Below are 24,490 nucleotides of genomic sequence, written 5' to 3'. Positions count from 1 at the left end.
ATGCGATGAGCCGACATCGAGGTGCCAAACCTCCCCGTCGATGTGGACTCTTGGGGGAGATAAGCCTGTTATCCCCGGGGTAGCTTTTATCCGTTGAGCGATGGCCCTTCCATGCGGAACCACCGGATCACTAAGCCCGACTTTCGTCCCTGCTCGACTTGTAGGTCTCGCAGTCAAGCTCCCTTGTGCCTTTACACTCTGCGAATGATTTCCAACCATTCTGAGGGAACCTTTGGGCGCCTCCGTTACATTTTAGGAGGCGACCGCCCCAGTCAAACTGCCCACCTGACACTGTCTCCCTGCCCGATAAGGGCAGCGGGTTAGAAGGTCAATACAGCCAGGGTAGTATCCCACCGATGCCTCCACCGAAGCTAGCGCTCCGGTTTCCAAGGCTCCTACCTATCCTGTACAAGCTGTACCAACATTCAATATCAGGCTGCAGTAAAGCTCCACGGGGTCTTTCCGTCCTGTCGCGGGTAACCTGCATCTTCACAGGTACTATAATTTCACCGAGTCTCTCGTTGAGACAGTGCCCAGATCGTTGCGCCTTTCGTGCGGGTCGGAACTTACCCGACAAGGAATTTCGCTACCTTAGGACCGTTATAGTTACGGCCGCCGTTTACTGGGGCTTCAATTCGCACCTTCGCTTACGCTAAGCGCTCCTCTTAACCTTCCAGCACCGGGCAGGCGTCAGCCCCTATACTTCGCCTTACGGCTTCGCAGAGACCTGTGTTTTTGCTAAACAGTCGCCTGGGCCTATTCACTGCGGCTTCTCGGGGCTTTAACACCCTAAGAAGCACCCCTTCTCCCGAAGTTACGGGGTCATTTTGCCGAGTTCCTTAACGAGAGTTCTCTCGATCACCTTAGGATTCTCTCCTCGCCTACCTGTGTCGGTTTGCGGTACGGGCACCTCTCACCTCGCTAGAGGCTTTTCTTGGCAGTGTGGAATCAGGAACTTCGCTACTAAATTTCGCTCGCCATCACAGCTCAGCCTTCACGGGAAACGGATTTGCCTATTTCCCAGCCTAACTGCTTGGACGCGGATATCCAATACCGCGCTTACCCTATCCTCCTGCGTCCCCCCATTGCTCAAATGGTGAGGAGGTGGTACAGGAATATCAACCTGTTGTCCATCGCCTACGCCTTTCGGCCTCGGCTTAGGTCCCGACTAACCCTGAGCGGACGAGCCTTCCTCAGGAAACCTTAGGCATTCGGTGGACGGGATTCTCACCCGTCTTTCGCTACTCATACCGGCATTCTCACTTCTAAGCGCTCCACCAGTCCTTCCGGTCTGACTTCACTGCACTTAGAACGCTCTCCTACCACTGTTCGTAAGAACAGTCCGCAGCTTCGGTGATACGTTTAGCCCCGGTACATTTTCGGCGCAGAGTCACTCGACCAGTGAGCTATTACGCACTCTTTAAATGGTGGCTGCTTCTAAGCCAACATCCTGGTTGTCTAAGCAACTCCACATCCTTTTCCACTTAACGTATACTTTGGGACCTTAGCTGGCGGTCTGGGCTGTTTCCCTTTCGACTACGGATCTTATCACTCGCAGTCTGACTCCCAAGGATAAGTCATCGGCATTCGGAGTTTGACTGAATTCGGTAACCCGGTAGGGGCCCCTAGTCCAATCAGTGCTCTACCTCCGAGACTCTTACCTTGAGGCTAGCCCTAAAGCTATTTCGGAGAGAACCAGCTATCTCCAGGTTCGATTGGCATTTCACCCCTACCCACACCTCATCCCCGCACTTTTCAACGTGCGTGGGTTCGGGCCTCCATTCAGTGTTACCTGAACTTCACCCTGGACATGGGTAGATCACCTGGTTTCGGGTCTACGACCACGTACTCATGCGCCCTATTCAGACTCGCTTTCGCTGCGGCTCCGCATCTTCTGCTTAACCTTGCACGGGATCGTAACTCGCCGGTTCATTCTACAAAAGGCACGCCATCACCCGTTAACGGGCTCTGACTACTTGTAGGCACACGGTTTCAGGATCTATTTCACTCCCCTTCCGGGGTGCTTTTCACCTTTCCCTCACGGTACTGGTTCACTATCGGTCACTAGGGAGTATTTAGCCTTGGGAGATGGTCCTCCCGGATTCCGACGGAATTTCACGTGTTCCGCCGTACTCAGGATCCACTCTGGAGAGAACAACATTTCAGTTACAGGGCTGTTACCTTCTTTGGCGGGCCTTTCCAGACCTCTTCGCTTATATCGTTCCTTTGTAACTCCGTATAGAGTGTCCTACAACCCCAAGAGGCAAGCCTCTTGGTTTGGGCTGTTCCCGTTTCGCTCGCCGCTACTCAGGGAATCGCATTTGCTTTCTCTTCCTCCGGGTACTTAGATGTTTCAGTTCCCCGGGTATGCCTTCTCATACTCTATGTATTCAAGTATGGATACTACTCCATTACGAGCAGTGGGTTTCCCCATTCGGAAATCTCCGGATCAAAGCTTGCTTACAGCTCCCCGAAGCATATCGGTGTTCGTCCCGTCCTTCATCGGCTCCTAGTGCCAAGGCATCCACCGTGCGCCCTTTCTAACTTAACCATTTCTTACTTTAGAAAGAATCACTATGTGTGATGAACTTTGCATTGCATTCAATGTGAATGTATTACTTATTGTTATCTAGTTTTCAAAGAACAATCCTGTCTCGCTAGAGACATGTTTGAAGGAATGATCCTTCAAAACTAAACAAGACGAAAACGCACACTGCTCCATATATCCTTAGAAAGGAGGTGATCCAGCCGCACCTTCCGATACGGCTACCTTGTTACGACTTCACCCCAATCATCTGCCCCACCTTCGGCGGCTGGCTCCATAAAGGTTACCTCACCGACTTCGGGTGTTGCAAACTCTCGTGGTGTGACGGGCGGTGTGTACAAGGCCCGGGAACGTATTCACCGCGGCATGCTGATCCGCGATTACTAGCGATTCCAGCTTCACGCAGTCGAGTTGCAGACTGCGATCCGAACTGAGAACAGATTTGTGGGATTGGCTAAACCTTGCGGTCTCGCAGCCCTTTGTTCTGTCCATTGTAGCACGTGTGTAGCCCAGGTCATAAGGGGCATGATGATTTGACGTCATCCCCACCTTCCTCCGGTTTGTCACCGGCAGTCACCTTAGAGTGCCCAACTGAATGCTGGCAACTAAGATCAAGGGTTGCGCTCGTTGCGGGACTTAACCCAACATCTCACGACACGAGCTGACGACAACCATGCACCACCTGTCACTCTGTCCCCGAAGGGAAAGCCCTATCTCTAGGGTTGTCAGAGGATGTCAAGACCTGGTAAGGTTCTTCGCGTTGCTTCGAATTAAACCACATGCTCCACCGCTTGTGCGGGCCCCCGTCAATTCCTTTGAGTTTCAGTCTTGCGACCGTACTCCCCAGGCGGAGTGCTTAATGCGTTAGCTGCAGCACTAAGGGGCGGAAACCCCCTAACACTTAGCACTCATCGTTTACGGCGTGGACTACCAGGGTATCTAATCCTGTTCGCTCCCCACGCTTTCGCTCCTCAGCGTCAGTTACAGACCAGAGAGTCGCCTTCGCCACTGGTGTTCCTCCACATCTCTACGCATTTCACCGCTACACGTGGAATTCCACTCTCCTCTTCTGCACTCAAGTTTCCCAGTTTCCAATGACCCTCCCCGGTTGAGCCGGGGGCTTTCACATCAGACTTAAGAAACCGCCTGCGAGCCCTTTACGCCCAATAATTCCGGACAACGCTTGCCACCTACGTATTACCGCGGCTGCTGGCACGTAGTTAGCCGTGGCTTTCTGGTTAGGTACCGTCAAGGTGCAAGCAGTTACTCTTGCACTTGTTCTTCCCTAACAACAGAGCTTTACGATCCGAAAACCTTCATCACTCACGCGGCGTTGCTCCGTCAGACTTTCGTCCATTGCGGAAGATTCCCTACTGCTGCCTCCCGTAGGAGTCTGGGCCGTGTCTCAGTCCCAGTGTGGCCGATCACCCTCTCAGGTCGGCTACGCATCGTCGCCTTGGTGAGCCGTTACCTCACCAACTAGCTAATGCGCCGCGGGTCCATCTGTAAGTGACAGCCGAAACCGTCTTTCATCCTTGAACCATGCGGTTCAAGGAACTATCCGGTATTAGCTCCGGTTTCCCGGAGTTATCCCAGTCTTACAGGCAGGTTACCCACGTGTTACTCACCCGTCCGCCGCTAACATCCGGGAGCAAGCTCCCTTCTGTCCGCTCGACTTGCATGTATTAGGCACGCCGCCAGCGTTCGTCCTGAGCCAGGATCAAACTCTCCGAAAAAGTACAAAACCGAAGTTTTGTTTTTCGTCAGCGTTTGACTGACTACCTATGATGTATCATAGGATTTTTTATAAAAACTCGAATTAACAGGTACGTTTTGTCTTGTTTAGTTTTCAAAGATCATATTGGTGGAGCCTAGCGGGATCGAACCGCTGACCTCCTGCGTGCAAGGCAGGCGCTCTCCCAGCTGAGCTAAGGCCCCATAAAAGATGGTCGGGAAGACAGGATTCGAACCTGCGACCCCTTGGTCCCAAACCAAGTGCTCTACCAAGCTGAGCTACTTCCCGATCTTAATGGCGCGCCCGAGAGGAGTCGAACCCCTAACCTTTTGATCCGTAGTCAAACGCTCTATCCAATTGAGCTACGGGCGCTTATTTTATAATGCCGAGGGCCGGACTTGAACCGGCACGGTAGTCACCTACCGCAGGATTTTAAGTCCTGTGTGTCTGCCAATTCCACCACCCCGGCGTGGATGGTATAAGCGGAAGACGGGATTCGAACCCGCGACCCCCACCTTGGCAAGGTGGTGTTCTACCACTGAACTACTTCCGCATTACAGGATTTCTTTATGTTGTTTGGCAATGCGGGTGAAGGGACTTGAACCCCCACGTCATAAAGACACTAGATCCTAAGTCTAGCGCGTCTGCCAATTCCGCCACACCCGCATGAAAATGGTGAGCCATGAAGGACTCGAACCTTCGACCCTCTGATTAAAAGTCAGATGCTCTACCAACTGAGCTAATGGCTCGCTTTTAAAGCGACTTGTCTATCTTACCATATGAAAGTGGTGCCGGCAAGAGGACTTGAACCCCCAACCTACTGATTACAAGTCAGTTGCTCTACCAGTTGAGCTACACCGGCTTTATCTATCCTAACATTATGTAAGAATAAATATGGTGGAGGATGACGGGCTCGAACCGCCGACCCTCTGCTTGTAAGGCAGATGCTCTCCCAGCTGAGCTAATCCTCCATATTGTGTCGTTTCGAATGTCTCTCGATCTGACAAATAGTATTATATAACGATAAGATATTGTTTGTAAAGACTTTTTTAAAATAATTTTTGAATTTATTTTAAAGCTATTTTTTCACATCTTTTCGTTAAGTCACCTAAAGAAGTTTACCACTTGTCTCTTCATTTTAAAAGTCTTTTTTTCATTTTTTTATGTTTTTTTGTTAAAAAGGGCATTAATAGCGCTTTTTCAATGTAAAAACAGCTCTTTTAAAGCTGAAAAATGTTTGTCTTATTCCTTAAATCCTCAGATAACATGCATATAGAAACGAATTTTTTTATTATTTTATTTTTCCGAGAAACCATTTTGTATATTTGCTTTATATTAAATTGATCCTGGTCATTTTCCAAAAATTCGTCTCAATGTTCCCTTGCCTCATCAAACATTGTGGTGCTTAACTCAAATCTTCCTCCCCTCTCTCATTAGCAAACCAAGATGCCCTTTGCTCTCTTATGTAGGTTTCAATGATCTAGCAGCAAGCGCAGTTCGCTACATATGGTTGCCAGAGGAGAAGATCCTTTTTAGACATGTTTACTCTTTCGATGTTGATATTGACTCTTAGCAAGATGAGCGAGCGACGAGATTGGATGATAAGAATTTTATAGAATGTCTAGAATTTCAGTAAAGGGGAAGAAATGAATGAGTTATTGAGAATGTAGTGAAAGACCACTATTTTCAATATAAATAGATATATCATTTATTAAAACACAAAAAAGACCAGTTCCGACTGGAACTGATCCTTTGAAAAGCTTGGCGGCGTCCTACTCTCACAGGGGGAAACCCCCAACTACCATCGGCGCTGAAGAGCTTAACTTCCGTGTTCGGTATGGGAACGGGTGTGACCTCTTCGCTATCGCCACCAAACCTGATGGAGAGAATGTTCTCTCAAAACTAGATAACAATGTTCATTTTTCACATTAGAATATAGGTTAAGTCCTCGATCTATTAGTATCTGTCAGCTCCACGTGTCACCACGCTTCCACCTCAGACCTATCAACCTGATCATCTTTCAGGGATCTTACTTCCTTGCGGAATGGGAAATCTCATCTTGAGGGGGGCTTCATGCTTAGATGCTTTCAGCACTTATCCCGTCCGCACATAGCTACCCAGCGATGCCCTTGGCAGAACAACTGGTACACCAGCGGTGCGTCCATCCCGGTCCTCTCGTACTAAGGACAGCTCCTCTCAAATTTCCTGCGCCCGCGACGGATAGGGACCGAACTGTCTCACGACGTTCTGAACCCAGCTCGCGTACCGCTTTAATGGGCGAACAGCCCAACCCTTGGGACCGACTACAGCCCCAGGATGCGATGAGCCGACATCGAGGTGCCAAACCTCCCCGTCGATGTGGACTCTTGGGGGAGATAAGCCTGTTATCCCCGGGGTAGCTTTTATCCGTTGAGCGATGGCCCTTCCATGCGGAACCACCGGATCACTAAGCCCGACTTTCGTCCCTGCTCGACTTGTAGGTCTCGCAGTCAAGCTCCCTTGTGCCTTTACACTCTGCGAATGATTTCCAACCATTCTGAGGGAACCTTTGGGCGCCTCCGTTACATTTTAGGAGGCGACCGCCCCAGTCAAACTGCCCACCTGACACTGTCTCCCTGCCCGATAAGGGCAGCGGGTTAGAAGGTCAATACAGCCAGGGTAGTATCCCACCGATGCCTCCACCGAAGCTAGCGCTCCGGTTTCCAAGGCTCCTACCTATCCTGTACAAGCTGTACCAACATTCAATATCAGGCTGCAGTAAAGCTCCACGGGGTCTTTCCGTCCTGTCGCGGGTAACCTGCATCTTCACAGGTACTATAATTTCACCGAGTCTCTCGTTGAGACAGTGCCCAGATCGTTGCGCCTTTCGTGCGGGTCGGAACTTACCCGACAAGGAATTTCGCTACCTTAGGACCGTTATAGTTACGGCCGCCGTTTACTGGGGCTTCAATTCGCACCTTCGCTTACGCTAAGCGCTCCTCTTAACCTTCCAGCACCGGGCAGGCGTCAGCCCCTATACTTCGCCTTACGGCTTCGCAGAGACCTGTGTTTTTGCTAAACAGTCGCCTGGGCCTATTCACTGCGGCTTCTCGGGGCTTTAACACCCTAAGAAGCACCCCTTCTCCCGAAGTTACGGGGTCATTTTGCCGAGTTCCTTAACGAGAGTTCTCTCGATCACCTTAGGATTCTCTCCTCGCCTACCTGTGTCGGTTTGCGGTACGGGCACCTCTCACCTCGCTAGAGGCTTTTCTTGGCAGTGTGGAATCAGGAACTTCGCTACTAAATTTCGCTCGCCATCACAGCTCAGCCTTCACGGGAAACGGATTTGCCTATTTCCCAGCCTAACTGCTTGGACGCGGATATCCAATACCGCGCTTACCCTATCCTCCTGCGTCCCCCCATTGCTCAAATGGTGAGGAGGTGGTACAGGAATATCAACCTGTTGTCCATCGCCTACGCCTTTCGGCCTCGGCTTAGGTCCCGACTAACCCTGAGCGGACGAGCCTTCCTCAGGAAACCTTAGGCATTCGGTGGACGGGATTCTCACCCGTCTTTCGCTACTCATACCGGCATTCTCACTTCTAAGCGCTCCACCAGTCCTTCCGGTCTGACTTCACTGCACTTAGAACGCTCTCCTACCACTGTTCGTAAGAACAGTCCGCAGCTTCGGTGATACGTTTAGCCCCGGTACATTTTCGGCGCAGAGTCACTCGACCAGTGAGCTATTACGCACTCTTTAAATGGTGGCTGCTTCTAAGCCAACATCCTGGTTGTCTAAGCAACTCCACATCCTTTTCCACTTAACGTATACTTTGGGACCTTAGCTGGCGGTCTGGGCTGTTTCCCTTTCGACTACGGATCTTATCACTCGCAGTCTGACTCCCAAGGATAAGTCATCGGCATTCGGAGTTTGACTGAATTCGGTAACCCGGTAGGGGCCCCTAGTCCAATCAGTGCTCTACCTCCGAGACTCTTACCTTGAGGCTAGCCCTAAAGCTATTTCGGAGAGAACCAGCTATCTCCAGGTTCGATTGGCATTTCACCCCTACCCACACCTCATCCCCGCACTTTTCAACGTGCGTGGGTTCGGGCCTCCATTCAGTGTTACCTGAACTTCACCCTGGACATGGGTAGATCACCTGGTTTCGGGTCTACGACCACGTACTCATGCGCCCTATTCAGACTCGCTTTCGCTGCGGCTCCGCATCTTCTGCTTAACCTTGCACGGGATCGTAACTCGCCGGTTCATTCTACAAAAGGCACGCCATCACCCGTTAACGGGCTCTGACTACTTGTAGGCACACGGTTTCAGGATCTATTTCACTCCCCTTCCGGGGTGCTTTTCACCTTTCCCTCACGGTACTGGTTCACTATCGGTCACTAGGGAGTATTTAGCCTTGGGAGATGGTCCTCCCGGATTCCGACGGAATTTCACGTGTTCCGCCGTACTCAGGATCCACTCTGGAGAGAACAACATTTCAGTTACAGGGCTGTTACCTTCTTTGGCGGGCCTTTCCAGACCTCTTCGCTTATATCGTTCCTTTGTAACTCCGTATAGAGTGTCCTACAACCCCAAGAGGCAAGCCTCTTGGTTTGGGCTGTTCCCGTTTCGCTCGCCGCTACTCAGGGAATCGCATTTGCTTTCTCTTCCTCCGGGTACTTAGATGTTTCAGTTCCCCGGGTATGCCTTCTCATACTCTATGTATTCAAGTATGGATACTACTCCATTACGAGCAGTGGGTTTCCCCATTCGGAAATCTCCGGATCAAAGCTTGCTTACAGCTCCCCGAAGCATATCGGTGTTCGTCCCGTCCTTCATCGGCTCCTAGTGCCAAGGCATCCACCGTGCGCCCTTTCTAACTTAACCATTTCTTACTTTAGAAAGAATCACTATGTGTGATGAACTTTGCATTGCATTCAATGTGAATGTATTACTTATTGTTATCTAGTTTTCAAAGAACAATCCTGTCTCGCTAGAGACATGTTTGAAGGAATGATCCTTCAAAACTAAACAAGACGAAAAACGTACGCTGCTCCATATATCCTTAGAAAGGAGGTGATCCAGCCGCACCTTCCGATACGGCTACCTTGTTACGACTTCACCCCAATCATCTGCCCCACCTTCGGCGGCTGGCTCCATAAAGGTTACCTCACCGACTTCGGGTGTTGCAAACTCTCGTGGTGTGACGGGCGGTGTGTACAAGGCCCGGGAACGTATTCACCGCGGCATGCTGATCCGCGATTACTAGCGATTCCAGCTTCACGCAGTCGAGTTGCAGACTGCGATCCGAACTGAGAACAGATTTGTGGGATTGGCTAAACCTTGCGGTCTCGCAGCCCTTTGTTCTGTCCATTGTAGCACGTGTGTAGCCCAGGTCATAAGGGGCATGATGATTTGACGTCATCCCCACCTTCCTCCGGTTTGTCACCGGCAGTCACCTTAGAGTGCCCAACTGAATGCTGGCAACTAAGATCAAGGGTTGCGCTCGTTGCGGGACTTAACCCAACATCTCACGACACGAGCTGACGACAACCATGCACCACCTGTCACTCTGTCCCCGAAGGGAAAGCCCTATCTCTAGGGTTGTCAGAGGATGTCAAGACCTGGTAAGGTTCTTCGCGTTGCTTCGAATTAAACCACATGCTCCACCGCTTGTGCGGGCCCCCGTCAATTCCTTTGAGTTTCAGTCTTGCGACCGTACTCCCCAGGCGGAGTGCTTAATGCGTTAGCTGCAGCACTAAGGGGCGGAAACCCCCTAACACTTAGCACTCATCGTTTACGGCGTGGACTACCAGGGTATCTAATCCTGTTCGCTCCCCACGCTTTCGCTCCTCAGCGTCAGTTACAGACCAGAGAGTCGCCTTCGCCACTGGTGTTCCTCCACATCTCTACGCATTTCACCGCTACACGTGGAATTCCACTCTCCTCTTCTGCACTCAAGTTTCCCAGTTTCCAATGACCCTCCCCGGTTGAGCCGGGGGCTTTCACATCAGACTTAAGAAACCGCCTGCGAGCCCTTTACGCCCAATAATTCCGGACAACGCTTGCCACCTACGTATTACCGCGGCTGCTGGCACGTAGTTAGCCGTGGCTTTCTGGTTAGGTACCGTCAAGGTGCAAGCAGTTACTCTTGCACTTGTTCTTCCCTAACAACAGAGCTTTACGATCCGAAAACCTTCATCACTCACGCGGCGTTGCTCCGTCAGACTTTCGTCCATTGCGGAAGATTCCCTACTGCTGCCTCCCGTAGGAGTCTGGGCCGTGTCTCAGTCCCAGTGTGGCCGATCACCCTCTCAGGTCGGCTACGCATCGTCGCCTTGGTGAGCCGTTACCTCACCAACTAGCTAATGCGCCGCGGGTCCATCTGTAAGTGACAGCCGAAACCGTCTTTCATCCTTGAACCATGCGGTTCAAGGAACTATCCGGTATTAGCTCCGGTTTCCCGGAGTTATCCCAGTCTTACAGGCAGGTTACCCACGTGTTACTCACCCGTCCGCCGCTAACATCCGGGAGCAAGCTCCCTTCTGTCCGCTCGACTTGCATGTATTAGGCACGCCGCCAGCGTTCGTCCTGAGCCAGGATCAAACTCTCCGAAAAAGTACAAAACCGAAGTTTTGTTTTTCGTCAGCGTTTGACTGACTACCTATGATGTATCATAGGATTTTTTATAAAAACTCGAATTAACAGGTACGTTTTGTCTTGTTTAGTTTTCAAAGATCATTTTCGTTATCGCTCGTAAGCGACTTTAATATCTTAACATTTCGCTTCGGTTGAAGTCAAGAACTTTTTTCATTTTCTTTTTTCAACCTCGTTGCTGTTTTGCGGCAACGAATAATAATATACCATCTGGATTCTTTTCTTGCAATAGTTTTTTTGAAAAAGATTTCATTTTATGAAAAATAAAAAGCGCCACAGATCAAATGGCGCTTTTGTTGATGTATTAACGGTTTCTCATTTGCGGGAAAAGCAGTACATCTCTGATTGATGGAGAATTTGTTAGCAACATGATTAATCGGTCGATACCGATTCCTAGTCCACCTGTTGGCGGCATGCCATATTCTAATGCTTCAACAAAATCGTCATCCATGAGATGCGCTTCGTCATTTCCTTCTTCACGTTCTTTTAATTGAGCTTCAAAACGTTCTCTTTGGTCGATTGGATCATTCAGTTCGGTGAATGCATTTGCATGCTCACGACGCACGATGAATAGCTCAAAGCGGTCCGTGAAGCGCGGGTCTTCAGGATTTTTCTTAGCTAATGGAGAAATCTCAACTGGGTGCCCGTAAATAAAAGTAGGCTGAACCAGTGTTTCTTCTACTTTTTGCTCGAAGAACTCATTGATAATATGACCTACTGTCATGTTTTTTGTGATTTCAACATCGTGATCAGCAGCATGCTGTTTTGCTTCTTCTACAGACATCTCCTGCCAGAAGTCTACACCTGTTGCTTCTTTGACTGCTTCAACCATATGGAGTCTCTTCCATTCAGGTTTTAGATCAATTTCATCTTCTCCATATTGAATCGTTGTTGTTCCTAGTACCTCTTGGGCAATATGAGCAATCAAGTTTTCCGTTAGGTTCATGATATCTTTATAGTCTGCATATGCTTCATACAGCTCAATCATAGTAAATTCCGGGTTATGACGAGTTGAGACTCCTTCATTACGGAATACGCGGCCAATTTCGTATACTTTCTCTAGACCACCGACAATTAGACGTTTTAAATGCAGCTCGATCGCAATACGCATATAAAGCGGCATATCAAGTGCATTGTGATGAGTAATGAAAGGACGAGCTGATGCACCACCAGGGATGCTATGCATTGTTGGTGTTTCAACTTCTAGGTATCCTTTTGAATCTAAGTATCTTCTCATTGATTGAATGATTTTGCTTCGCATGATGAACGTCTGCTTACTTTCTGGATTGACAATCAGGTCAAGGTAACGCTGACGATAGCGTTGTTCTACATCTTTTAGTCCGTGATATTTATCAGGGAGCGGGCGAAGTGCTTTTGTAAGAACCTCAAAGCTAGTCGCTTTAATTGAAAGTTCTCCTACATTCGTTTTAAATACGGTTCCTGTCACACCGATAATATCGCCTAGGTCCGAGCTTTTGAATAATTCGTAAGCTTCTTCTCCTACACTATCTTTACGTACATAGATTTGAATTTGTCCTTCTAAGTCTTGAATGTGTGCAAAGCCAGCTTTCCCTTTTCCGCGTTTTGTCATCATACGGCCAGCAATTGTTACTTGAGCTGCTTTTTCTTCTAAGTCTTCTTTTGAAAACTCGTCATATTCAGCAATAATTTGTGCGGATTGATGAGAACGGTCATATCGTTCACCGAATGGATCGATACCCTCTTCTCTCATTTTATTCATTTTGTCACGTCTTACTTGGAATTGATCATTTAATTCTTCGTTATTAAGCCCTTCATTACTCATTTATATCACTCCAATAATTTATTTTGCAGAGAAAAGCAGAAAAACTGCCAGTACGTGCACTAGCAGTGAGCTACAAAAAGAAAGATAGTCTTATCCTACTTTTATTCTTTGAAGCTCTTTTGCCTCGGCTTCGATCGTAAAGTCATCTAGAACTTTTACAAGCTCCGCTCTCGTTTCACTTTGATTGATTTGGTTTCTTACATCTGCATTGCCTCGGACACCTTTTAAGTACCATGCTGCATGTTTTCTCATTTCTCTGACAGCCACATGCTCACCTTTCAGGTCTATGAGTCTGTCTAAGTGAAGTTTGCACACAGACATTTTCTCACGCACATTAGGCTCTTCTTTTAGTTCACCCGTTTCTAAATAATGAACCGTCCGGTAAATCATCCACGGGTTTCCTAGTGCGGCCCTTCCGATCATGACAGCATCTGCACCCGTTTCATCAAGCATACGTTTTGCATCTTGAGGGGTTTTGACATCTCCATTGCCGATGACTGGAATGGAAACAGATTGTTTGACCTCTTTTATAATATCCCAATTCGCTGTTCCTTCGTACATCTGCACACGTGTCCGTCCGTGAAGCGCAACGGCTTGTCCGCCTGCCCTTTCAACAGCACGGGCATTTTCGATAGCGAAAATATGGTCTTCGTCCCAACCCATTCTCATTTTCACAGTAACAGGTTTATCTACAGCTTCTACGACTGCGGATACCATTTCGTAAATCTTGTTTGGATCCAGCAGCCATTTCGCTCCTGCGTCACATTTCGTGATCTTTGGTACAGGACATCCCATATTAATATCAATAATGTCCGCCGTTGTATTCTGGTCTACAAACTTGGCCGCTTCTACGAGCGTGTCCTTTTCTCCCCCAAATATCTGAAGGCTCAACGGTTTTTCACGCTCATCAATGTACAGCATGCCCATCGTTCTGGCATTATTAATCAAGATCGCTTTGTCACTGACCATTTCAGCGCAGACTAAGCCCGCTCCAAACTCTTTCACAGTGAGTCTGAAAGCAGAGTTACACACACCAGCCATTGGTGCGAGCACTACTTTGTTTTTAATTTCGATATCTCCGATTTTAAACATCATGTCCCCTCCTTTCTTCTTCAAGTATTGGTGAAAGTTCTTCCACCGTTATATTTAAAGCATCTGCTATTTGACCAACCATTTGGTTTGTTGGTAATCGATTGCCTCGCTCAATTTCCCCTAAGACAGAGACAGAGATGCCCAGTCTTTTGGCGAACCCTTCCTGAGTATACCCTTTTAGCTTTCGGTATGCACGAATTCTTCTACCCCACATGTCTTTTTCCATATGCTTACACCTTCTTGGTCTGTTACGGCGTTTATCTGGGCTTCGCCGATTTCTGGGCAAATCTCACTCATCGGAACAAGAACGAATAAACGTTCGTACATTCTAGGATGCGGCACTACAAGTTGTTCTGTTTCAATATTTTCACGATTATAAAGTAAAATGTCAAGGTCAGCTGTCCGTGGACCCCACCTCACTTCTCTTGTTCTGCCTAACTCCTGCTCAATGTTCTGAGTCAGTGATAGAAGTTCTTCAGGACGAAGCGAGGTGGAAATCTTCACAGCCATGTTCAAGAAGTCATCCTGATTCTCGTAGCCTACAGGTGTTGTCTCATATATAGATGAAATGGATTCAACTTGAACACCTGGATGTTCGTGAAGTTTTTTGACAGCTTCTTTTAAGTAGGTTTCCTTTTTTCCTATGTTTGAGCCTAAAGCGATATATGCTGTATTGTTCATGCGCGTGATCTCGTCATTTCAATGGCAACGGACTGATAGTGTCCTGGAATTGGCGGATCTGGTTTGATTACTTTTACTGTACATTCTTGAACTGTCGGAAAGTCCTTTAACACTTGATTTGCAATTCTTTCTGTCAGCGTTTCAACGAGGTTCACTGGGTCCCCTTCTACAATATTTTTGCAGATGTTGTAGAGCTCAGCATAGTTGATGGTCTCATTTAGGTCATCCGTTTGTCCTGCCTTACTTAAATCAAGTGAAGCTGTTAGGTCCACACGAAAGCGCTGGCCTAGTTTATTCTCTTCTGCAAATACACCGTGATAGCCGTAAAATTCCATTCCGTTTACATATACTTTATCGATGATAAGCGCCTCCTTTATTCAGCATGGCATCCATCATTTTTGCCATTCTTGCGATTTCTTTTACATCGTGCACTCGGACCATCGCGCTGCCCTTTTGAATCCCAAGACAGACCGTCGCACCCGTTCCTTCAGTACGTTCTTCAGGCGGCAGGTCTAAAACTGCACCGATGAATCGTTTGCGGGATGTTGCTAGCAGCAGCGGATACCCTAGGTGGCAAAAATGTTCAAGTTCATTCATGACCATGAGGTTGTCAGTTTTATTTTTCGCAAATCCTACACCAGGGTCTAATATAATCATGTCATCACGGACACCCGCTTGTTTTACAATTTGAACACTTTCTTTCAGATCTGCAATCATATCTGAAATCAGATGGGTGTAATTCCGCTCTGGTCGATTGTGCATTAAGATGATTGGCACGTTGTGCTTCGCTGCCACATGCGCCATTTGAGGATCAGCTTTCGCCCCCCATACATCATTAATGATTGAGGCTCCCGCTTTCACTGCCTCATCTGCGACATGGGCTTTATACGTATCAATAGAAATAGGTATGTCCAATTCTTTTGTGATCTTCTCAATGACAGGAATGACCCTTGAAAGCTCCTCTTGCTCTGAGACAAGTGCCGCCCCCGGCCGAGTCGATTCACCGCCAATATCAATAATATGCGCCCCATCTTCTATGAGTTGCGTTGCATGAGCCAACGCTTTATCAATTTGATTGAATTTTCCTCCATCTGAAAAAGAGTCCGGTGTGACATTTAAAATGCCCATGACCAATGTCTTTTCTTCATAACTAAGGGTATGGTGCTTGGCTTGTATGATTTTAGGCTGTTTTATCAATTGTTGTGTCATTGTGTCCACCTACTAATTATGTTCTAGACGTTCTTTTGTATATTCTGTTCTCAACTTGGTCGAAATCGTTCGGTTGTGGTTTTGCAGGACGGTGTCTCCGATATTTTTAAAAGGCACAATTCCCTGAACCGAATTGGTCATCCACGCCTCATCAGCTGAGAGCAAGTGTGAGAGTGGATATCTTCCTTCTATTAGTGGGATCCCCGAAGCTTGCAGCGTTTCGATACAATATCGACGGGTAACCCCGTTTAAAATGCCGGTATCAAGTGAAGGTGTATAGATCACATCTTTTTTTCGCCAAAATAGATTTGACGTAATTCCTTCTGCCACATCGTCTTCTTTTGTTAAAAAGATCCCTTCTACCGACGGATCGTTCCCTACTTCTCTTTTCGCCAGCAGGTTGTTCATGTAATGATGCGACTTGAGCCGTCTTGGACCTTCCGGTGTGTTTCTTCTTGTATCAAGGATGATTCCCTGTTTTTCATCTACTATTGATTCAGGCCGGAATGGGGAGATCATCACAAAAACAACAGGCTCCTCATAAGGGTCTGCAGAAAATCCATTGCCTCTGCCCGCAGAAACATTGAAGCGGATCCTCGCATGACCGGCCGTTATTTGGTTTTGATTGAATAATGTATGAATGATGTCGAGTACAAATGGTTTCTCTATTGTGGATTCGATGCAAAGGTCACGCAATGATTGATTGAGCCTTTCAAGATGCCAGTCTAACAAGAAGACTTGTCCTGCTAGAGAGGTAAATGTTTCGAATACACCGATGCCATATAGAAAACCATGATCAAAAGGAGAAAGAGTCGCGTCTTTCTCCTCTATATACTGACCGTTCAGGTAAATGATCATGCGTTTACTTCATTCCCCTTTTTACGATAGGTTTCAATGAAATTTCTGAGCATTTCTTTACCGAAGGACGTCATAATCGATTCTGGATGGAATTGAACACTTTCAATCGGAAGTTCTTTATGGCGAATGGCCATGAGTTCGCCTTCCTTTGTGCTCGCTGTTCTGACAAAGCACTCCGGTAGCGTCTCGTCTTTAACAATTAATGAATGATATCTCGTTGCGACGAGCGGATTTTGGAGTCCCGTGAAGACACCTTTGCCGTCATGTTCAATCTCTGATGTTTTCCCATGCATTAACCGCTCCGCACGAATGACATCTCCACCAAATACTTGTGCAATGGATTGATGACCTAAACAGACACCGAAGATCGGAATCTTCCCAGCAAAATGTTTGATCGCTTCCATACTAATTCCTGCTTCATCCGGACTGCAAGGTCCTGGAGAAATCATCAGAAAGTCTGGCTTGAGCTCTTCGATTTCTTGAATAGTGACTTGATCGTTTCGTTTTACAATCAGTTCTTCCCCAAGCTCACCTAAATACTGGACCAGGTTGTACGTAAATGAATCGTAATTATCAATCATTAATATCATACTCTGCTCACCTCTAACTCAAAATAGTCTCTTCTTTGCTCAACTGTAATGCTTTTTTCACTGCATAGGCTTTTTTAATCGATTCTTTGTATTCGTGCTTTGGTACAGAATCGATGACAATGCCTGCACCTGACTGCATGAAGGCTCTGCCCCCTGTACAATAAGCCGTGCGAATGACGATATTAAAATGCATATCTTGATTGAATCCAAACCAGCCTATAGATCCAGTATAAAGCCCACGCCTTGTCGGCTCAAGCTCTTCTATGATTTCCATTGTTCTCACTTTTGGCGCACCTGTAATTGTGCCGCCTGGGAATACAGCTCTCATGACATCTACTGCATCACAATCATCACGCAGCTCCCCTTGGACATTTGATACAATGTGCATCACGTGTGAATATTTCTCAATGGCCATAAACTCGTTCACCTTGACTGAGCCATAAGTAGACACTCGTCCAAGATCATTCCGCTCAAGATCAACGAGCATCACATGTTCTGCACGTTCTTTTTCATCTTCAATGAGTTCTTTTGCCAGCGCTTGATCTTCCGCATCATCCTTGCCTCTTGATCTTGTGCCAGCGATCGGTCTTGTTTCGAGCTGAATGCCTTTTTTCTTAATAAGCAGCTCTGGAGATCCACAGACAATTTGGAAATCTGGCGTGTGCAGATATGACATATATGGAGATGGATTCACGTGACGTAATGTTTTGTATAAATGATATGGGTGGGTATGAAGCTGTTCATCTTGTCTAATCGATAGGTTCACTTGGAACACGTCACCGCTGGCGATATATTGTTTAATCGTTTCTACAGCTTCCCCGAAAGCTTCTTCAGTAAAAGGTGCAGCAGGTACACATTCCGAAGAAGACACATTGACAGGTGAATGTGCTGATTCTTCTGATGTGCTTGTCCAGCTTTGCTTTAATTCTTCGAGTCTTTGATGAACTTCACTGACAGGTTCGTCTCCTTCTGTATGAGTGATCAGCCAGAGGGCGTCTTTATTATGATCAAAGACAGCGACATCATTGAATACGAGGAAATACAAATCAGGCGTCTTCAAATCATCGATGGACAGCATTTTAAAATGCTCGATATATCTTGCGTAATCATAGCTTAAAAATCCAATCGCTCCACCTTGGAAGTCAGGGTATTCGTCGTTCGTTTCGGTTTGTAGGGTTTGAAACCAATCAGCAAATGCCCTAAAAGGATCTCCCTCTTTGAACAACACCTCATTCTGATAATGGATGGTGGTCATCCCGTCCTTCCCTTTCGCTTTAGCGATCGGATGAATGCCGGCAATACTGTATTCTCCGCCACGTGCACTTTCAAGAAGGACGTGATGTGATTCATGAGCCGTTAATTGTTCGTATCGTTTCAAGAATGCATCTTTCGTAAAAGGAATTTTGATGCCCATCGGCCTACGTTGTGTCATGTAATCATCCTTTTTCATTTTCATTAATCTTATTGTAATGCAATCCAATTTATTTAGAAAATAGTATTTGCTTTCCATCTTCAGAATTCATAAAAAAACCCCAGCAAATGCTGGGGTGTATTGTTTAATCAAATTGATAAAGCGGCGTACTAAGGTAACGTTCACCGTTACTTGGAATAATCGCTAGAACCTTTTTCCCTTTACCAAGCTTCTTCGCTGTTTGAAGCGCTGCATAAATGGCTGCTCCTGAAGATATACCACCAAGGATTCCTTCTTCTTTCGCTGCCTTTCTTGCAAGTTCAAATGCATCTTCGTTTTTCACTTGGATAATGCCGTCATATACTTCTGTGTTCAAGATAGATGGAACAAAGCCTGCTCCGATGCCTTGAATTTTATGCGGACCTGGTTTACCGCCTGATAGTACAGGAGAATCTGTTGGTTCTACCGCATAAAGCTGAATAGATGGAATGGCTTCTTTCAGGACTTCACCAGCACCTGTAATCGTACCACCCGTACCAACTCCTGCAATAAATGCATCAAGGTCGCCGTCAAACTGTTCAAGAATCTCTTTCCCTGTTGTGCGGCGGTGAATCTCAGCATTGGCTTCATTGCTGAACTGCTGAGGCATGAAGTATCCGTGCTCTTCTGCTAATTCTTCTGCTTTTTTGATGGCACCTTTCATTCCTTCTGCACCCGGTGTTAATACAAGCTCTGCACCGTAAGCGCGTAAAAGGTTGCGGCGCTCCTGACTCATTGTATCCGGCATAACTAAAATCGCATTGATTCCTTTTGCAGCTGCGACCATCGCAAGACCGATTCCTGTGTTTCCACTTGTAGGCTCAATGAGTGTGTCACCAGCTTTTAATGTACCTTTTGCTTCAGCATCTTCGATCATCGCTAACGCAATACGATCTTTTACACTGCTGCCTGGGTTCATATATTCAAGTTTCAAGTAGACATCCGCACTGTCTTCATCTACTAAACGGTTTAATTTAACGACTGGTGTATTTCCTATTAGTTCAAAAACTGAATTTGCAATACGAGCCATCACTAACACCTCTATCTCCGAGTAATTTTATTGTATTAATATTAAATTATCAATTTCGAAAAATTTTGTCAATGCTTTTAGTCCTGCTCTCCATCGTAAAACCATGTGACTTTTGCTTCTTTCCACAGGGTTTTGACATTCGCCTTTTCACCCAGATCTTCCATGGCGATCTGTCTTTTGATCTGATCTTTGACTTCTTCATAAGAGAAGGAGCGGCCATTTAATTTTTCTTTTAATTGTATGATGGCATAACCATTTTTGATCTCGATCGGCTCTTTCGTCCATTCATCTGGCTGAAGCTTTTGGGCTTCTTGTATGTATAGGGCTGGAATGCTTTCTTGCTCTTCTGTGACAAATCCAAGATCTCCGCCGTAAGGAGAGGTATATCGATCGGTGGATCGTTCAGCTGCTACAGCTTCGAAACTAGATCCGCCCTTTAAATCTTTTAATACACTTTGTGCCTCGTCTTTTGTTTTCACAACAATGTGGCGAATTCGATATGAGTCATCATATTGATACAAGTCTTTGTTTTTTTCATAAAAGGATTTGGCTTCTTTTTCAGAAACGACCGCATCTCTCGTTAGAAGCTGTTCTAATAATATTTGATAACGAATCTGCTCTTTCCATTCCTTTTCACTTGTATGACCGTCTTCGTAGAAATTATTAGATACCGCTTTCAGCATCAGCAGTTCACGATTGATCTCTTTTGGAGATACCTCCAGCTTGTTTTCTTTCGCAAGTTGATTGACTACCTTCTGATTAATCATTTGTTCAAGTGTTGCCTTTCCGTAGCGGTCTTCCATTTTCTTTAACCATTCTTGACGTGTGACTTTCTCTTTCCCAATAGAAGCAATTTCTTCACCGCTCTTCCCATTTGAAGAAGCCTGCGACATTTGTGACTTTGTTAATACATATGCAATGACAACGGCATTAATCATGAGCAGAACGAGGATAAATGTCCATACCACTCTTGCTTTCAGTCTCATCTTTCGTCTCCTTTCCATTCTAAAAAGAAAACCCGCTGCTTAGAGCTTAGCGGGTTATTTCTTCACGTAGCTCTTCTAGCTCTTCTTTTGTAAATACATACGTTTCGTTACAAAAATGGCATTGAGCTTCTGCTTGTCCGTCTTGTTCAATCATATCCTCAATTTCGGCTTTCCCTAGGCTGATAATACCGTTGGCAAACCGTTCTTTTGAGCAGTTACAAGAAAATTCGACAGGTACAGTTTCTAAGATTTGAGGTTTTTCACCGAGCACTTCTTCTAAAATTTCTTCAGGAGTCATCCCTTTTTCAATCAGTTTAGAGATCGGTTCAATGGTTGATAATCTCTTTTCGAGTCTTTCGATGACTGCATCTTCTGTTCCAGGCAGCAATTGAATGATGAAACCGCCTGCTGCAAGGATCGAGTTATCTGGATTGACAAGAACACCCACACCTACAGAGGATGGCACTTGTTCAGAGGAGACCAGGTAATAAGTAAAGTCATCTCCAATTTCACCTGAGACAATTTCCGTTTGCCCTGTAAAGTGGTCTTTCAGTCCGATATCTTTGACAACACTTAACGTTCCAGATGTTCCAACAGCACGTCTAACGTCCAGCTTCCCATGTTCATTTAAATCAAAGTGAACTTGTGGGTTTGAGACATACCCGCGCACCTGACCTTTTGCGTTTCCATCTGCAATGATGGCTCCGATCGGCCCACCGCCTTCAATTTTGACAGTTAATTTATTCTCGCCTTTCAGCATGGCTCCCATCATGACAGTCGCTGTCATGGTTCTGCCGATTGCAGCTGAAGCAGTTGGCCACGTATGGTGTCTTCTCTGCGCTTCGTTGATTGTATCTGTTGTGTTCGCAGCATACGCACGGACTTTCCCGTCATATGCTAACGCTTTAACTAAATAATCCATTTTGATTAAACCCTCCTATAATACACCGACACGATTGCGTTCATAAATTAATTGGAGTCCTTTTAATGTGAGGAACGGATCGACAATATCAATACAGTCTGATTCATTTCCAATCAATGTAGACAAACCGCCTGTTGCAATGACTTTCGGTGTTTGTTTGGCTTGCTGCTTCATCCGTTTCACTATTCCCTCGACTTGACCAACATATCCATACAGGATGCCGGATTGCATCGCACTGATGGTATTTTTTCCAACAATGTGATCTGGACGGACAATTTCAATTCTCGGCAGTTTTGCCGCTCTTGTATATAAAGCCTCTGTTGAGATGGTAATACCCGGTGCAATTGCGCCACCCATGTATTGTTTTTGTTCATTGATATAGCAGTAGGTTGTGGCTGTTCCAAAGTCTACCACAATGAGAGGCGCCCCATACAGGTGAATGGCCGCCACTGCGTTCACAATTCGATCAGCGCCGACTTCCTTTGGATTATCACACATAATGTTTAATCCAGTCTTCATGCCAGGCCCAACGATTTGAGGAGTAATGTGAAAATACTTTTCGCACATTCTTTCCAGAGCAAACATCATTGGCGGGACAACAGAAGAAATGATAATCCCTTCTATCTGGTCAAACATCAGCCCTACATAGTCAAATAAGGATCGGATTGCCATACCAAATTCATCTTCTGTTTTATGACGGCTTGTTTCAATCCGCCAATGGTAGTTCAAATCGCCATTATGATAAACACCTAAAACGGTATTTGTGTTTCCTACATCTATCACGAGTAACAACTTCATCACCACTTTGAATAGTGTCTCAAAAAGAGCATTTTTCGACTTTCTATCATACCATACACGAATTGAGTTCCATTTGTAAACAATTCGAAACCGATCCATTCATGAATCGAAATAAAAAAAGCTGCCGGTGAGCCCGACAGCTTTTTATAGAAAGAGATTAGATCTCCTCATCTTCTTCTTTTTTCTTGATGTTCACTTTCACATCATCGTTTTTCTCTTCGTCATCTGCGTATACACGCTCTGGAAGCTTTCCAGTATCGTAAAGAGATTTAATTTGTTCAGCATCTAATGTTTCCACTTCTAGAAGAGCTTGTGCGATGATTTCTAGCTTATCTTTATTCTCAGTGAGAATTTGTTTCGCACGTTCGTAGCTTTCTTTGATGAAGCGCTGAACTTCTTGGTCAATTTCATAAGCGATCGCTTCACTATAATTCGGCTCGTTGTTGAAATCACGGCCAAGGAATACTTGACCTCCTTGTGCTTGACCGAATTGTAGAGGACCAAGTTTATCAGACATACCGAACTCTGTGACCATTCTTCTTGCAATGCCTGTTGCACGCTGGAAGTCGTTGTGAGCGCCTGTACTTACTTCACCAAACGTAATTTCCTCTGCAACACGACCGCCGAGCAAGCCGACGATTTTATCAAGAAGCTCTGGCTTCGTTTGGAAATAACGGTCTTCTCTTGGAAGCATGACCGCATATCCGCCTGCCTGACCACGAGGAACGATCGTTACTTTATGCACCATATCCGCTTCGTCTAGGATAAGCCCAATGACGGTATGACCTGCTTCATGGTACGCCACGATATTACGTTCTTTCTTCGAAATGACACGGCTTTTCTTAGCCGGTCCAGCAATGACACGGTCAGTTGCTTCGTCGATATCACGCATATCAATTTTCTTTTTGTTTTGACGGGCAGCAACAAGTGCTGCTTCGTTTAGTAAGTTCTCAAGATCTGCCCCAGAGAACCCTGGTGTTCTGCTTGCAATGGCTTTCAAGTTGACTGTATCATCAAGCGGTTTGTTTTTCGCATGAACCTTCAGTACTTCTTCACGGCCAATGACATCTGGGCGGTCAACCGTAATTTGACGGTCAAAACGTCCCGGACGTAGCAATGCAGGATCTAGGATATCTGCACGGTTCGTTGCAGCAATGATAATAATCCCTTCGTTGGCACTAAAACCATCCATTTCAACAAGAAGCTGGTTAAGCGTTTGTTCACGCTCATCATGACCACCGCCAAGACCTGCTCCACGCTGACGACCCACTGCATCAATCTCATCAATAAAGATTAAGCAAGGTGCATTCTTTTTCGCATTTTCAAACAAATCACGTACACGTGATGCACCGACACCGACGAACATCTCGACGAAGTCAGAACCACTGATGCTGAAGAAAGGAACGCCTGCTTCTCCTGCAGATGCTCTCGCAAGCAATGTTTTACCTGTACCTGGAGGTCCTACTAGTAAAACCCCTTTAGGGATTCTTGCGCCAAGCTCCGCAAATTTACGTGGATCTTTTAAGAATTCAACCACTTCTACGAGCTCTTGTTTTTCTTCATCCGCACCGGCAACATCTTTAAATTTCACACGTTTCTTCTCTTCTGTGTAAAGCTTCGCCTTACTCTTACCAAAGTTCATGACACGGCTTCCACCGCCTTGAGCTTGGTTCAATAAGAAGAAGAACAGGATAAAGATGATGATGAATGGAATGATGGTTGTCAGAACTTGCAGCCATCCATTTGTTTCAGGTGCTGGTTCTACTTTTACATCTGTATTCTTCAGTGCACTGTAAATCTGGTCAACACCTTGACCATCTGGAACATGGGTAATGAAGTATTCATCTTTCTTCGCGCCATCTAATTGACCACGAATTTCATAAACCCCTCTTACAGGCTGGATGGAGATACTCTCCACTTTTCCCGCACTTAAATTTTGCGAAAATTTGCTGTAAGACATGTTCTCAGGCTTTTGATTAGGGGATCCTAACCAACTGACAACCCCTATCACAAGTAATAAAATAAGTATATAAAAAATCGTATTACGAAAAACCCGATTCATTCCTTACCTCCTCCCACAGTAAGCACAACTATGTTCAATAGTATCATAGAAAATCATTCCAACACAACCAATAACCTCATGTAAACGTGTG

14 protein-coding genes, 9 tRNA genes and 5 rRNA genes are annotated in these 24,490 nt (G+C 46.2%); all 28 read right to left on the bottom strand.

What is annotated here, in order from left to right; genetic code table 11:
* A 23S ribosomal RNA gene (locus M2353_RS20145) occupies positions 1-2,551 on the bottom strand; the annotation flags it as partial.
* A 181-nt stretch (positions 2,552-2,732) separates the two neighbouring features.
* A 16S ribosomal RNA gene (locus tag M2353_RS20140) occupies positions 2,733-4,281 on the bottom strand.
* 126 nt (positions 4,282-4,407) lie between these two features.
* Positions 4,408-4,483: transfer RNA gene (locus M2353_RS20135), tRNA-Ala, on the bottom strand.
* 8 nt (positions 4,484-4,491) lie between these two features.
* A tRNA-Pro gene (locus M2353_RS20130) sits at positions 4,492-4,568 on the bottom strand.
* Positions 4,569-4,575: 7 nt separating this feature from the next.
* Positions 4,576-4,652 (bottom strand) — tRNA-Arg (locus M2353_RS20125).
* An 11-nt stretch (positions 4,653-4,663) separates the two neighbouring features.
* Positions 4,664-4,749: transfer RNA gene (locus M2353_RS20120), tRNA-Leu, on the bottom strand.
* 12 nt (positions 4,750-4,761) lie between these two features.
* Positions 4,762-4,833, bottom strand: a tRNA-Gly gene (locus M2353_RS20115).
* Positions 4,834-4,863: 30 nt separating this feature from the next.
* Positions 4,864-4,946 (bottom strand) — tRNA-Leu (locus M2353_RS20110).
* 7 nt (positions 4,947-4,953) lie between these two features.
* A tRNA-Lys gene (locus M2353_RS20105) sits at positions 4,954-5,029 on the bottom strand.
* 37 nt (positions 5,030-5,066) lie between these two features.
* A tRNA-Thr gene (locus tag M2353_RS20100) sits at positions 5,067-5,142 on the bottom strand.
* Between the two features lie 33 nt (positions 5,143-5,175).
* Positions 5,176-5,251, bottom strand: a tRNA-Val gene (locus tag M2353_RS20095).
* Positions 5,252-6,039: 788 nt separating this feature from the next.
* Positions 6,040-6,155: ribosomal RNA gene (gene rrf / locus M2353_RS20090) — 5S ribosomal RNA — on the bottom strand.
* A 61-nt stretch (positions 6,156-6,216) separates the two neighbouring features.
* Positions 6,217-9,147: ribosomal RNA gene (locus tag M2353_RS20085) — 23S ribosomal RNA — on the bottom strand.
* A 182-nt stretch (positions 9,148-9,329) separates the two neighbouring features.
* Positions 9,330-10,878 (bottom strand): 16S ribosomal RNA (locus M2353_RS20080).
* Between the two features lie 343 nt (positions 10,879-11,221).
* Positions 11,222-12,721: a lysine--tRNA ligase gene (lysS, locus tag M2353_RS20075; RefSeq protein ID WP_057078729.1), complete on the bottom strand. Its 1,500-nt coding sequence runs from the start codon at positions 12,719-12,721 to the stop codon at positions 11,222-11,224.
* Positions 12,722-12,811: 90 nt separating this feature from the next.
* Complete coding sequence (gene dusB / locus M2353_RS20070; protein ID WP_035704043.1) at positions 12,812-13,813, bottom strand: tRNA dihydrouridine synthase DusB; 1,002 nt, start codon at positions 13,811-13,813, stop codon at positions 12,812-12,814.
* The gene (locus M2353_RS20065) at positions 13,806-14,039 is read right to left on the bottom strand and encodes a helix-turn-helix domain-containing protein (protein WP_008341798.1); all 234 of its coding nucleotides are present in this window, start codon (positions 14,037-14,039) and stop codon (positions 13,806-13,808) included. The genes dusB and M2353_RS20065 overlap by 8 nt, the downstream gene beginning before the upstream one ends.
* Positions 13,991-14,494, bottom strand: coding sequence for a 2-amino-4-hydroxy-6-hydroxymethyldihydropteridine diphosphokinase (gene folK, locus M2353_RS20060; RefSeq protein ID WP_007496156.1), 504 nt, complete (start codon positions 14,492-14,494; stop codon positions 13,991-13,993). The genes M2353_RS20065 and folK overlap by 49 nt, the downstream gene beginning before the upstream one ends.
* Positions 14,491-14,853 carry a dihydroneopterin aldolase gene (gene folB, locus M2353_RS20055; protein ID WP_024719372.1) on the bottom strand — a complete coding sequence of 121 codons (363 nt, stop codon included), beginning with the start codon at positions 14,851-14,853 and terminating at the stop codon, positions 14,491-14,493. The genes folK and folB overlap by 4 nt, the downstream gene beginning before the upstream one ends.
* Positions 14,846-15,703 carry a dihydropteroate synthase gene (gene folP / locus M2353_RS20050; protein ID WP_024719371.1) on the bottom strand — a complete coding sequence of 286 codons (858 nt, stop codon included), beginning with the start codon at positions 15,701-15,703 and terminating at the stop codon, positions 14,846-14,848. The genes folB and folP overlap by 8 nt, the downstream gene beginning before the upstream one ends.
* Positions 15,704-15,715: 12 nt before the next feature.
* Positions 15,716-16,561, bottom strand: coding sequence for an aminodeoxychorismate lyase (gene pabC / locus M2353_RS20045; protein WP_284725974.1), 846 nt, complete (start codon positions 16,559-16,561; stop codon positions 15,716-15,718).
* Entirely contained in the window at positions 16,558-17,151 is a 594-nt protein-coding gene (gene pabA, locus M2353_RS20040; RefSeq protein WP_008341810.1) for an aminodeoxychorismate/anthranilate synthase component II, read from the bottom strand. Before pabA ends, pabC begins: the two co-directional genes overlap by 4 nt.
* Positions 17,152-17,164: 13 nt before the next feature.
* Positions 17,165-18,583 carry an anthranilate synthase component I family protein gene (locus tag M2353_RS20035; RefSeq protein ID WP_284725973.1) on the bottom strand — a complete coding sequence of 473 codons (1,419 nt, stop codon included), beginning with the start codon at positions 18,581-18,583 and terminating at the stop codon, positions 17,165-17,167.
* A gap of 124 nt (positions 18,584-18,707) precedes the next feature.
* Complete coding sequence (cysK, locus tag M2353_RS20030) at positions 18,708-19,631, bottom strand: cysteine synthase A (protein WP_008341814.1); 924 nt, start codon at positions 19,629-19,631, stop codon at positions 18,708-18,710.
* Positions 19,632-19,708: 77 nt separating this feature from the next.
* Positions 19,709-20,611, bottom strand: a complete 903-nt coding sequence (locus M2353_RS20025; protein WP_227820700.1) for a peptidyl-prolyl cis-trans isomerase — start codon at positions 20,609-20,611, stop codon at positions 19,709-19,711.
* Positions 20,612-20,663: 52 nt separating this feature from the next.
* Positions 20,664-21,539 (bottom strand): Hsp33 family molecular chaperone HslO, encoded by an 876-nt coding sequence (hslO, locus tag M2353_RS20020; RefSeq protein ID WP_007496169.1) that lies wholly within the window; start codon positions 21,537-21,539, stop codon positions 20,664-20,666.
* Positions 21,540-21,554: 15 nt separating this feature from the next.
* The gene (locus M2353_RS20015; protein ID WP_008341820.1) at positions 21,555-22,331 is read right to left on the bottom strand and encodes a type III pantothenate kinase; all 777 of its coding nucleotides are present in this window, start codon (positions 22,329-22,331) and stop codon (positions 21,555-21,557) included.
* Between the two features lie 163 nt (positions 22,332-22,494).
* On the bottom strand, positions 22,495-24,399 hold the full coding sequence (gene ftsH, locus M2353_RS20010) for an ATP-dependent zinc metalloprotease FtsH (protein ID WP_284725972.1): 1,905 nt from the start codon (positions 24,397-24,399) through the stop codon (positions 22,495-22,497).
* Between the last annotated feature and the right edge of the window lie 91 nt (positions 24,400-24,490).

It is taken from the genome of Bacillus aerius, from assembly GCF_029894105.1.
Classification (GTDB): Bacteria; Bacillota; Bacilli; order Bacillales; family Bacillaceae; genus Bacillus; species Bacillus altitudinis.
The sequence above is the reverse complement of the archived record's forward strand: the minus strand, read 5'-3'. Positions and strand labels throughout refer to the sequence as shown.